Annotated in this window: 14 protein-coding genes (1 of these 14 cut by a window edge); 2 read left to right on the forward strand and 12 right to left on the reverse strand. The window is 39.6% G+C overall.

All coding sequences use genetic code 11. From position 1 onward, the window contains the following. Positions 1-137 precede the first annotated feature (137 nt). A complete protein-coding gene (locus V7266_RS15575) occupies positions 138-311 on the reverse strand; it encodes a YozD family protein (protein WP_335468863.1) in 174 nt (57 codons plus the stop codon). Positions 312-473: 162 nt separating this feature from the next. On the opposite strand from V7266_RS15575, the gene V7266_RS15580 reads away from it, so the two are divergent. Then, positions 474-641: a hypothetical protein gene (locus tag V7266_RS15580; protein WP_335468864.1), complete on the forward strand. Its 168-nt coding sequence runs from the start codon at positions 474-476 to the stop codon at positions 639-641. Here V7266_RS15580 and V7266_RS15585 read toward each other — a convergent pair whose 3' ends face one another. The 11 genes from V7266_RS15585 to V7266_RS15635 all read right to left on the reverse strand — a co-directional run bounded on the left by V7266_RS15585 (position 642) and on the right by V7266_RS15635 (position 10,898). Continuing rightward, positions 642-1,337 carry a hypothetical protein gene (locus tag V7266_RS15585; protein ID WP_335468865.1) on the reverse strand — a complete coding sequence of 232 codons (696 nt, stop codon included), beginning with the start codon at positions 1,335-1,337 and terminating at the stop codon, positions 642-644. A gap of 130 nt (positions 1,338-1,467) precedes the next feature. Further along, positions 1,468-1,689 (reverse strand): YozE family protein, encoded by a 222-nt coding sequence (locus V7266_RS15590; RefSeq protein WP_335468866.1) that lies wholly within the window; start codon positions 1,687-1,689, stop codon positions 1,468-1,470. 495 nt (positions 1,690-2,184) lie between these two features. Further along, positions 2,185-2,469, reverse strand: coding sequence for a YokU family protein (locus V7266_RS15595; RefSeq protein ID WP_335468867.1), 285 nt, complete (start codon positions 2,467-2,469; stop codon positions 2,185-2,187). 12 nt (positions 2,470-2,481) lie between these two features. After that, the gene (ablA, locus tag V7266_RS15600; protein WP_335468868.1) at positions 2,482-3,921 is read right to left on the reverse strand and encodes a lysine 2,3-aminomutase; all 1,440 of its coding nucleotides are present in this window, start codon (positions 3,919-3,921) and stop codon (positions 2,482-2,484) included. Between the two features lie 129 nt (positions 3,922-4,050). Continuing rightward, positions 4,051-5,445, reverse strand: a complete 1,395-nt coding sequence (locus V7266_RS15605; protein WP_335468895.1) for a sigma-54 interaction domain-containing protein — start codon at positions 5,443-5,445, stop codon at positions 4,051-4,053. Between the two features lie 61 nt (positions 5,446-5,506). After that, positions 5,507-6,361 (reverse strand): putative beta-lysine N-acetyltransferase, encoded by an 855-nt coding sequence (ablB, locus tag V7266_RS15610; RefSeq protein ID WP_335468869.1) that lies wholly within the window; start codon positions 6,359-6,361, stop codon positions 5,507-5,509. Between the two features lie 185 nt (positions 6,362-6,546). Next, positions 6,547-7,821, reverse strand: coding sequence for a peptidase (locus V7266_RS15615; protein ID WP_335468870.1), 1,275 nt, complete (start codon positions 7,819-7,821; stop codon positions 6,547-6,549). A gap of 32 nt (positions 7,822-7,853) precedes the next feature. Continuing rightward, a complete protein-coding gene (locus tag V7266_RS15620) occupies positions 7,854-8,519 on the reverse strand; it encodes a 3-oxoacid CoA-transferase subunit B (protein ID WP_335468872.1) in 666 nt (221 codons plus the stop codon). Continuing rightward, complete coding sequence (locus V7266_RS15625) at positions 8,504-9,154, reverse strand: CoA transferase subunit A (RefSeq protein ID WP_420491418.1); 651 nt, start codon at positions 9,152-9,154, stop codon at positions 8,504-8,506. Before V7266_RS15625 ends, V7266_RS15620 begins: the two co-directional genes overlap by 16 nt. Positions 9,155-9,196: 42 nt before the next feature. Continuing rightward, positions 9,197-10,552 carry an aspartate aminotransferase family protein gene (locus tag V7266_RS15630; RefSeq protein ID WP_335468875.1) on the reverse strand — a complete coding sequence of 452 codons (1,356 nt, stop codon included), beginning with the start codon at positions 10,550-10,552 and terminating at the stop codon, positions 9,197-9,199. A gap of 169 nt (positions 10,553-10,721) precedes the next feature. Beyond that, on the reverse strand, positions 10,722-10,898 hold the full coding sequence (locus tag V7266_RS15635) for a YjcZ family sporulation protein (protein WP_335468876.1): 177 nt from the start codon (positions 10,896-10,898) through the stop codon (positions 10,722-10,724). Positions 10,899-11,012: 114 nt separating this feature from the next. Here V7266_RS15635 and V7266_RS15640 point away from each other — a divergent pair, with 114 nt between their 5' ends. After that, on the forward strand, positions 11,013-11,065 hold the beginning of the coding sequence (locus V7266_RS15640; RefSeq protein ID WP_335468877.1) for a DUF502 domain-containing protein. 553 nt of this gene lie beyond the right edge of the window; 53 of the gene's 606 nt are visible here — the first part of the coding sequence; its start codon is at positions 11,013-11,015; its stop codon lies off the right edge, out of view.

Consider the following 11,065-nt stretch of genomic DNA (forward strand, 5'->3'; position numbering starts at 1 on the left):
AAGGTTTCGTCAAAACAAAAAAAATAATCCAAAACTCATAGGAGTTACGGTCCATGTTAAATCCAAACAAAAAGCGAGCATCATGCTCGTCTTTTGTCATTTCTATCATTAACGAGGAAGACTTTAATAATAGTTTGTTAGTCATCCTCTACTTCTTCATCAATAATGCTCTTATCGATCAGATATTCGAAGGTTATATCTGCGAGTTCTTCTAATTCTTCTTCGCTAGGAACGTAACCCCGCTTCACCAGCTCATGAAAGAAAAATTCCGCAATTTCCTCCGTATCAATAAAAACTTCGATTTCTCTCATAGCATCGCCTCCCTTTTTAGTGAATGTATGATATTCATGGCCTTTTCATGCTAGTTACTTTTGAAAAGCTTGACCATATTAATAAAGTGTCTATAAGAATTTAAGTCTTTTTTTGAATGGACAAGCATAGGATGAAAAAAAAGAAGTTGATGAGGTGGTAGAATGTCAAATAATCAGTCGAAGTTAGAGGCATTTATAGAAGATGTAAACAAGGAGGATGGGTACACCCTCCAACTATTTGAGAAGTTGACTAAAACCATGTTTTCTTACATAAAATGGGCCGGAATTCCCTTTGTCCTTTATTTATTGTTCGAGATTTCAAGATGGTAGTTACACATGGCTTTTGCCATCATTATTTACCAAGCTTTCTAGTTTTCTAAGAATTACACGCATCACTTGATAGTATTCTTGATCTTGAAACATTTCATATAAAAGCCGGTAATCATTAAATATGTCCAATAAGTTATCGATTAATTCCTTTTTTTCTTTTTTTCGTTCTATTTCCTCAAATTCGGCCTTTCGAACCATTCCTTGAACCTTAGGAATTTTTTCAGTTTTTTCTTGCTTATTGACTAAGTATAGGAGACCTAGCTTTTGAATGAAGGTATCAGCATTCTCGGCATCAGCAACTAGTGTTAATTCCTCTTCACCTGCTTCAAGCCATTCTCCATCACTAACCCGGGATAGTTCATAAATAACATCTTCCCAAGCATCTTCTTTGTAACGCCAAATTTCTGTTCTAAAACCGACTACCTTAAATAAATCAGCGCCATATCCACTTACTTGAACTAAGTCACCGAAGAAGAATTTATACTCAATGTCAATCTGCTCCTGCTCTACCAAGGTGCCATCATATTCTGAAAGCAATTGAAGGGCTTCTTCTATATAGAGTCCTTCACTTTTATTGACTTCATAAACGTAATTGCCGTCCAATAATTTAATATCGGTAACTTTCCCAACCGTACCATAGATGGTGATCACGACGGTATCACCAATTTTATACTTTGGTTTCTTCCTCTTTGCCATATCCTCCCATCCCCTCAAATGGATTAGTCGTGTAGTTTAATTACAATAGTATATGCAGGGTGAAAAATATCGCTCATGACAATTTTGAAATAAAAAAATCGCCTGTTTTTTGGGCGATTTTATTTTTTATTTAACTTTCGGAATTGAGATAATGCTCCCATGCTTCATCGAAGACAGACATCGATTTTAGATACTGCCCATGCATTTCCAAGTATGAACTTATTAGATGGTAATCCTCGGATGTTTTTGGAAAGCCATGATCCAAAAACGCATTGTTTGCAAAAGCACTGATATCATCCTTCGGGGCTGGATGTCTATATTTCATTAAAAAATGATAAAATGATTTTCTCATATTTTTTGTTCTCCCTATGTTCGTTCCTTCCATTTTTTCTTAGCCTAACTATAACGGATACTAATATATTCGTCCAGTTTTATAAAATAGTAAGTATACTTCAATTTTTTCATATAGGGCACGACCCTTTTAACCTAAGTTTCCACTATATTTGCTTTGTTTATATAATATTTTAATAAAACAAAATCCCACAAATTCTGATTCTCTTTTGATAAAATCCCCACGAAATCAGTCGTTCTTTATCGAGAATACCCTAGAAGGTGGAGGAGGTACTGGAGCAACGGCTACCTCAATTGTAACAATTTATCCTGCAACTGGGTAGGCTCACTGCCATTAATACGGTCGGTTACACTCAAACCTATACTGCACCAACAAATGGTTATCCAACTATTACAGAAATGTCAAAACCAACTGCCACGCTGAGCATTTCTACAAACTAAAAAGATTAATAAAAAAGAGGATTAGCTTAAGGTCAAGCTAATCCTCTTTTTGTCCTTATGAAGAGAAATCAAAATAATTCCGCTTCAATAATCTAGGTCTTTTCATTAATTCTTGGTAGGTAATCACGTTTCCAATTTGCTTACAATCAATTAAAAACAATTGATCTTCTATTTCTTTTACAATGCTCTCACTCTGATAGGTCATATTACAGTCACAGCAATGCTGGGTAGGTGTTTCTTTGATTTCAATTGCTCGTGAACCGTCAGGTAATTCCCAATAAACAGAGTCTGATATGGCTTTAACCATAGAATTATTGCACCATTCGCATTGAATTTTCATTCCATACACCTCCTACTCCTTAATTGGTCTAATTGCTGGGTTTGTATTTTCACCTAAGTTATTTACCTTTCCTTTTTCCGTCAATGCTTTAAACTTTTTTTCCTTTAATTCATCCCGTTTACTCCGCTTATCTTTTAACGAAGCATGAGCAGGGTCTTGATTGTATTGTTTACGGCGATTGAGCCTTGATAATCCTTCAGGTACTAAATTGAAATGCTGATCACTCATAATTCCTGCGATCCCCGCTAATGATTTTTTATCTGACATGTCAAGGTACACACTTTCAAAATATTCCTCAGCTCTGCCTGGAACATAGTTTTCAGGTTCCGGATAGGAGGTAATGACTCCTTCAAAATTTCGCAGCACGACCTTTTCCGGACTCTGTGAAATTAAATAGTTCGGCTGCAGCGCAATTTTCCCTCCTCCGCCTGGAGCGTCGACGACAAAGGTTGGTACAGCATATCCGCTCGTATGGCCTCGCAGCCCCTCGATAATTTCTAGCCCCTTAGAAACCGGTGCACGAAAATGCCCTATCCCTTCTGAAAGGTCACATTGATAGATATAGTAAGGACGGACACGGATTTTTACGAGGTCATGCATGAGCCTTTTCATGATTGGAACGCTATCATTAATTCCTGCTAAAATAACAGATTGGTTTCCAACAGGTACACCGGCATCAGCCAACATCTCACAAGCTTTTTTTGAGTCCTCCGTAATTTCAATAGAGGTATTAAAATGTGTGTTCAGCCAGATTGGATGGTATTTTTTTAAAATATTACAGAGATTTTCAGTAATCCGCTGCGGGAAGACCACTGGTGCCCTTGTGCCGATTCGAATAATTTCCACGTGGTCAATTTCACGCAGATTTTTCAAAATATACTCTAAAATATTATCATTAATCAACAGGCCATCCCCGCCGGAGATTAAAACATCGCGAACCTCTGGTGTTTGTCTGATATAGGAAATAGCCGCATCAAGCTGTTTTTTAGGTACACCCATGCCAATCTGACCCGAAAAACGCCTTCTCGTGCAATAACGGCAGTACATGGAGCATTGATTAGTAACTAGAAACAGCACCCTATCAGGATAGCGATGTGTTAGTCCCGGTACCGGGGAGTCCTCATCCTCATGTAAGGGATCTTCAAGGTCATATTTAGTTTTATAGATTTCTTTAGAGATCGGTACCGATTGCATACGAATCGGACAGCGGGGATCATCTGGATTCATCAATGAAGCGTAATAGGGTGTTATATTTAAAGGAATGGTTTTAGTGGAAATTCTAACCCCCTCTTCTTCATCCGGGGTTAAGTTGATTACCTTTTTTAAATCATCGACTGTACGAATCGTATTGGTCAATTGCCATAGCCAATCGTTCCACTGTTCCTCGGTAACATCTTTCCAAAGCTCTATATTTTTCCAATGTCTACTTGGTTTATATAAAAAGTGTTTCATATCATTTCCTCCATTCTTGCTTTACTAAATAATATGCAAGAATTGTGCCAAATCTACAGTCGGGTTAAAAGCCGATTTCTTGTTTATTATCACATTCGGCTCAAAAAAAAACGCCGAAAATTCGGCGGTTTAATAAGGAATTTTTTTTAATTTATATTGAAGAGTCTGCCTCGGGATTTCAAGCAGCTTGGCAGCTTGATTAATATTTCCTTTAGAAAGGTCCAGGGCATTTACAATTAAACTTTTCTCCACCTCCTCCAAATTCCTTCTTAAGGATAGATTTTCAGGAGGATGAATATTACCTTTGGCTCCAGCAGGATATTGCCTCAAGATAACAGGTAAATCAACAACCTTAAGGTGATTTCCTTCACAAACATTCATCATATATTCAATCGTATGTTTAAGTTCGCGGACATTTCCAGGCCATTGATAACCAGTTAAAAATATCTCTAGGTTTTTTTCCACACTTTGAATTCCCTTACTCAATTGTTTATTAAAAGCTCGTATAAAAATATCAGTTAGATACAAGATATCCTCTCTCCTTTCCCTTAATGGCGGGAGAGAAAAGGTAAACACATTCAACCGAAAATAAAGATCATGGCGAATCATATTCTCTTTTAGGGCCGTTTGTGGATGTACATTCATGGCAGCAATAACACGAACATTAACGGAAATATTGTGTGCGCTGCCCACCCTGCGAATCATCCCGTCCTCTAATATCCGTAAAAGTTTGGCCTGAAGCTCGATCGGCATCGTATGAAGTTCATCGAGAAAAAGGGTCCCACCGTCGGCCAATTCAAACAACCCTTTACGATCAACAGCCCCTGTATAACTGCCTTTGACTGTCCCAAAAAGAATGCTTTCAAGCAGCGTTTCCGGAATGGCCGCACAATTTTGAGCAACAAATGGACCATCTGAACGGTGGGATTCATGGTGTATACCCTGGACAAACAATTCCTTTCCAGTTCCAGACTCCCCGTAGACTAGAATGGGTGAATCCGATCTTGCCAGTTTCCTTGCCTCTTCCTTGGTATTTAATAATTCCAAATTCATTGTTTTTATATCATTTAGTGTATATTTTACCTGCTTTGCACGCTTGCTCAGGCTGCCTTTAGAAAAACCTTTTTGTAAGTCTAAAAGCCTTTCAGCAAGAATCTTCATTCTAGAATAATCTTTGGCAATTTCGACTGCTCCCACAAATTCCTCTCCAAGATAAATAGGCAGCGTGGTATTAATGGTGTCAATCCTCACTCCGTGCATATTTACATACACCTGAGCTTGATTATAAATGGGCTTTCCTGTTTTTATGACCTTTAAAAGGGTGCTTGACTCTTCTGTCAAGGAGGGAAATGAGTCAATTAAATGCTTTCCCAGCACTTCATCTATATCCATCCCATCATGCTTGGCAGCTACTTCATTGTAAAAAATCGTTTTTCCTTCAGTATTAACAACATGAATTCCCTCATCGATGCTTCTAAGAATAGCAGTCAAAACCTCTTGTGTTAATGCCGTTAATTGTCCTATTTTGTTCACCTGCCTGCAATAGCATTAAGCGTGCTGAAAATTTGGCACATCTGCCGAAATTTTAGCAGTCTGCCAGATTTTTTACCCACATATTCATATTCTCTAGTTTGTCATAGATGTAGCAATTATTCATGAACCTGCCCCTGTAGGAATACCCCAGTTGAAATAAAGCGGCATTCATTCCAAACGATAAAGCCCTAGCAATGGAATAAGCACAAAAAATCCCCTTTTTAATTAAGTCATTTTCGAGTTCTTGAAGAATGATTTTCATAAGTCCATATTTTCGGTGCTCGGTTAATGTTGCACAGTCGGTTAATTCGGCATTTTTGTAAAAAAGGTTTATCTCCGCAGAGGCGGCACTCACTATTTTCCCCTGATAGGTAAAGACATAATAGATTGTCCCATCGTTCATAGTCTTTTTTACATAATCAGGTTCCTGCAATGGAGTAGGGTAAATTTGAAATACTTGTTTGTATAAGACGGAAAGCTCTTTAGCACAGCTTGCATCTGCCTTTTTCAATTCATATTCTTTTGGCGGGAACGTTTTATCAATGGGAGGAGTTAGCTTAAAGATACTTTGAATCATTCCATCCTCAGTAATCCAATGGTCATTCCTTTTGCGATCGGACGTATAAAATTTCGAAAAGAAGTAAGCGTCTGAACCTAGGAAATAGCGGTCCACCATCGCTTCAGGCTGAAGTCCTGCTTCGATAAACATTTTAAAGTCTTCACTACGAGCTTTAATGATGAGTTTCTCAGCTTGATACTTCTTAACAAGCTCTTCCACTTTCTCTAATAAAAATTTTGTATTTCCACGGTAATCGTCAACTCTGATTCGTTTATTAAAGGGGTCTAAATATAATTCACAAAAATAGTTCGTTTCGTTCAAGTAAATAGTGGCTGCAGTTTGGTTCATAAAGTCACTCCTCATCTGCTTTTCTAAGAATCCGGAGAATAAATTCTTCACTCGTAGACGAAATTTAAGTCTGGCCGAGATTTAGCCAGACTTAAATTTTCATACTAGTAATATTCTCCATATGCTAGTCTGCATTCGGCATTATCATTATATGATTTTATCTATCAGCAAAATGAAGGTGCCAATCATGATGATTCCGCGACTTCACACCATCTTAATATGGTTAAGGCGATTATATTACTTGCTGTAAACAGATCCTCAAGGATAATATGTTCGTTAGCATCATGTGCTACCTCCGTTATACCGGGTCCAAAAATGACTACGGGCGTATGACCCACAGTTGAGAGGATCCCTCCGTCTGTCCCCCATGGACTTGCTTCAATAACGGGCGGTTCACCTTTTACTTCAATAAAGCTTTTCGTTAATTCATTGATTAATGGGTGGTTAGTTTCGAGGCTGCCTGGCTGCCATCTGCCGCCAAACCATTCCAGCTTAAGAGGGTGCTTTTCCAGCCATTCATCTTGATTGCACAGATTTTGCAAGCATTTTTCCATTTCCATCTGTGCGGATTGAATACTTTCATCAGGAGATACTCCCATTCTTCCTTCTATAATGGCTGTATCAGGGACTGATGAAGGCCATTCTCCGCTCATAATTTTACCGATATTAATCGGGATAGGGATAGGAATATTATTAAAAAGAGGATCGGTAACCCTTGCGTTTCTATCTTTCTCTAATTGTTGCAGACTCTGAATCACTTGGAGAGATTTTTCAATCGCACTAACACCTTCATACCTTGTTCCTCCATGTGCCGCTTTTCCTGTTACAATAATCCGAAACCACATGGAACCCTGTTGTTTAGGAAAAATCTTCATATTGGTCGGCTCAGGAATAATTGCTCCGTCAGCTTGATAGCCTCTTAAAACTGCGGCCAGTGTACCTGCTCCACCACTTTCTTCTTCAATAACACTTTGAAAAATAATATCGCCTTTTAGCTTTAGACCGGTGGCGATAATCCCTTCCATTGCCATTAGTAGAGCAACATTCCCTCCTTTCATGTCAGTCGACCCTCTTCCAAATAGCTTGCCGCATTCAATCACTCCACTAAATGGTTCTTGATCCCATTTTGACTCATCGCCGACCGGCACCACATCAATATGTCCGTTTAAAATAATCGATTTGCCGCCGCCAGCTCCTTTTAAGACTGCGACCAAATTGGGGTTTCCATCAAAGCTTTTCCGGTCACAGCAATAAGCCGGATGGCTTTTTAATTCATCACCGCCAATTTCCCATATGTCGAGTGTTAAACCAAGCTGTCGACATTTCTCAATGACAATTGCTTGTGTACTGCTCTCATTTCCACGTGTACTATTTTCTCGGACAAGCAGTTGTAAAAGTCTCGCTGCTCGAGCCCGATTCTCCTTTAGCCATTGCAAAACATCGTGTTCATATTTTTCCACTTTAGTTCACCCCTTAAAGCCCAATTTCTCCATTAGTACTCGATGTTACGGATATTTTCACTAACTTTAAATGCACATCCGGTTTTACTGACCACACGATCAAGACTGTACGGAGCAAATATTTCGGTTAAAATCAGTCCTTCATGGGACACCTTAAAGACTGCCGATTCTGTAATAATTAAGTCAACACAGCGAGAGGATGTTAATGGGAGTGTACATGTATTAACAATTTTAGGTCTCCCATGTTTATCACAATGGTTCATCACTACAATTACTTTTTTGGCCTTTTGAGCGAGTTCCATTGCTCCTCCCATACCTGGCACTTTTTTTCCTGGAACAATCCAGTTGGCCAAATCACCATATTGACTCACTTGCAGTGATCCCAAAATGGTAATATCAACCCTGCCCCTGCGAATCATCCCAAAGGCAGCAGCACTGTCACAGTATGAACCCCCGCTAATTAAGGTAACTGGAAATCCGCCGGCATTGCACAAGTTCTCATCTTCTTTTCCTTTTACGGGAGATGGTCCCATTCCTGTAATCCCATTCTCAGCATGAAACATTACTTGGACTTCTCGTGAAAGGTGGTTGGGGACAAGGGATGGAATCCCAATACCGAGATTCACCACCATACCATTCTGAATTTCCTCTGCAGCCCGTTTTGCCATTTGGTTTCTGATGTCTATTCCCATGCCCATTTCCAATTCACCCCTTGGGAAGTAATGACATAGTCTACGAATACTCCTGGTGTAATGATTTGATCAGGGTCAAGACTGCCTAATGGTACAATTTCCTCTACCTCTGCTATAGTCAGTTCCCCAGCCATTGCGACAAGAGGGTTTGTATTGCGGGCGCTTTTGTCATAAATTAAATTGCCATAGACATCTGCCTTTTTGGCATAGACAATCGAAACCTCGGCCGTTAAGGCAGTTTCTACTAAGTATTCGTTTCCGTTTAGCATATATCGGGGTTTATCATTGGAGACTATTTCATTGTCCATCCCTATGTCAGACAATATCGCCGGCAGACCTGCCCCTCCTGCACGAATTCTTTCTGCTAAGATTCCTTGTGGTGAGAACTCGACCTCTAACCTACCATCATGCATAAGTTGGCCTGCGACGGGATTGGAGCCAATATGGGAAGCGATGACTTTCTTCGCCCTGCCACGGCTGACTATTTTACCTATTCCAATGTGGGGAAATCCCGTATCATTGCCGATTAATGTTAGATTTTGAACGCCTTTCTTTAAAATGCTCTCAATCAATGTTGGAGGTGAACCTACCCCTCCAAAACCGCCGAACATCAAGGTCATTCCATCGTGAAAAAAATCCATAACCGCTTCAATCGTCGTAATTTTCCCGAATGGATTTTCCAATTAATGTTCACCATCCATTCCTGTACTTATTTCATTTGAAAAAGCTGTAAAGGTGGATTTTAAAAGAAATACCAATTCCTCAATCTCCCTTTTAGTAATTGTTAAAGGCGGGGAGATAATTATGGCGTCTCCATTTACCCCATCAAGACCCGCACCTGCTGGGTATACTAGGAGTCCCTTTTCTTTTGCCATTTCAATTATTTTGTGTGTAACGGAGGACTTTCTCGGAAATGGCTGTTTTGTACTTGAGTTTTCAACAAATTCAATACCAAGCAGCAAGCCCCTGCCACGGATATCACCAATAAAGTGGAATTGGTTTTTTAACTTCTCAAGCTGGTATTTTAAATAAACACTTTTATTATCTACTTCCTTCATAATCTCGTTATTTTCTAAGTATTCAAGAACTGCCAATGACACTGCACATGACTGCGGATTGGCACTTAGAGTATGCCCACTCATGACTGACTTTGATCCAGCCAAAATCGGCTTCATGACTTTTTCACTTGCCACTGCCGCAGCTATGGGGGCAAAGCCTGCCCCCATTCCTTTCCCCAATGCAACAATATCAGGTACTACTCCCCAATGCTCACAGGCAAGCATGGGTCCTGTCCGGCCAAAACCAGTCATGACCTCATCCGCAATAAACAGAATGTCATTGTCATCACAAATTCTTTTTATATGTTTAAAATAATCCTTCGGAGGCGCTATTGCACCTCCTGCTGCTCCGATAATCGGTTCGGCAATGAAGGCAGCAATTTGTTCAGCACCTACTCGCCTAATTGCTGTTTCTAATTCATGGGCACACAAGTATTGACAGGAGGGGGCTTCCAGATTGTAAGGACAACGGTAGCAATATGGTGGATTTATGGCAGGAAAATCTTCTAAAAGAGGAACAAACCGCGCCCTCCTTCCAGGATGGCCAGACATCGAAAGTGCTCCCATTGTAATACCATGATAACTAACCCATCTTGAAAGAATCTTCGTCTTTGTTTGGACCCCTTGTTCTTGCCAATATTGGATTGCCATTTTCATCGCCGTCTCGGTTGCTTCAGAACCGCTGTTCACGAAAAAACTCCAGTTCAACCCCCCAGGCATCAATTCTGCAATTTTTTCAGCAAGTTTTTCTGCAGCTTCACTTGTAAATTGTGAACGATAAACGAAAGAGACTTTTTTGGCCTGCTCCAGCATCGCTTCCATAATTTCCGTTACTCCATGACCAATATTAGCAGTCACAGCACCCGAAGCGGCATCCAGATATTTTTTTCCTTTCATATCAAATAAATAAACCCCTTTGCCATAATCAATGACAGGGTATATTTCATCTAACATTGGTTTGATTAGAAATGATTCTCCCACAATGGACACCACTTTCTTTATGAAAATAAGTAGTTATATTCCATTGTATGAAGTGTTTTTTCATTCTATCATCTCATTTCACTAGGTCTGCCAAGAAATATTGCAAAATAGCTCCACCCTAAAAAAAAGAAAGGCTGACCCACTGTCCGGATCAGCCATTTTTTATTTATTAAAAATTCCAGCTTGCGCCAATGATAATTAACAAGATAAATAAAACAACAATTAACGCAAACCCGCCAAAACCGAAGCCAACGCCTCCTACTGGATAACCGCATCCACCTACTGGATAGGTTGGGAAACCGCCGCAGCCATCAATTCCATAACCGTAACCATGATACATAAACATTCACTCCTCAAGGAAATTTGTTTCTTTTCATAAGTACTGTATGAACTAGATGCTTGACCTGTATGTGCATTCGCCTATATTATGAAAGACAATGATATTTTTGAAGGTGATAGGATGAAGACAGTTTTAAAGAATTTTATAAATGGTGTTTTAACCATTGTTCCAAT

Source organism: Neobacillus drentensis (assembly GCF_036965645.1).
Lineage (GTDB): Bacteria > Bacillota > Bacilli > Bacillales > Cytobacillaceae > Neobacillus > Neobacillus drentensis_D.

Bases quoted from the DNA above. Each gene is read 5' to 3' on its own strand.
- V7266_RS15620 (WP_335468872.1), bottom strand. From the start codon at position 8,519: ATGGGCATGGGAATAGACATCAGAAACCAAATGGCAAAACGGGCTGCA.
- V7266_RS15575 (WP_335468863.1), bottom strand. From the start codon at position 311: ATGAGAGAAATCGAAGTTTTTATTGATACGGAGGAAATTGCGGAATTT.
- V7266_RS15580 (WP_335468864.1), top strand. From the start codon at position 474: ATGTCAAATAATCAGTCGAAGTTAGAGGCATTTATAGAAGATGTAAAC.
- ablA (WP_335468868.1), bottom strand. From the start codon at position 3,921: ATGAAACACTTTTTATATAAACCAAGTAGACATTGGAAAAATATAGAG.
- V7266_RS15625 (WP_420491418.1), bottom strand. From the start codon at position 9,154: ATGGATTTTTTTCACGATGGAATGACCTTGATGTTCGGCGGTTTTGGA.
- V7266_RS15635 (WP_335468876.1), bottom strand. From the start codon at position 10,898: ATGTTTATGTATCATGGTTACGGTTATGGAATTGATGGCTGCGGCGGT.
- V7266_RS15585 (WP_335468865.1), bottom strand. From the start codon at position 1,337: ATGGCAAAGAGGAAGAAACCAAAGTATAAAATTGGTGATACCGTCGTG.
- ablB (WP_335468869.1), bottom strand. From the start codon at position 6,361: ATGAACCAAACTGCAGCCACTATTTACTTGAACGAAACGAACTATTTT.
- V7266_RS15595 (WP_335468867.1), bottom strand. From the start codon at position 2,469: ATGAAAATTCAATGCGAATGGTGCAATAATTCTATGGTTAAAGCCATA.
- V7266_RS15590 (WP_335468866.1), bottom strand. From the start codon at position 1,689: ATGAGAAAATCATTTTATCATTTTTTAATGAAATATAGACATCCAGCC.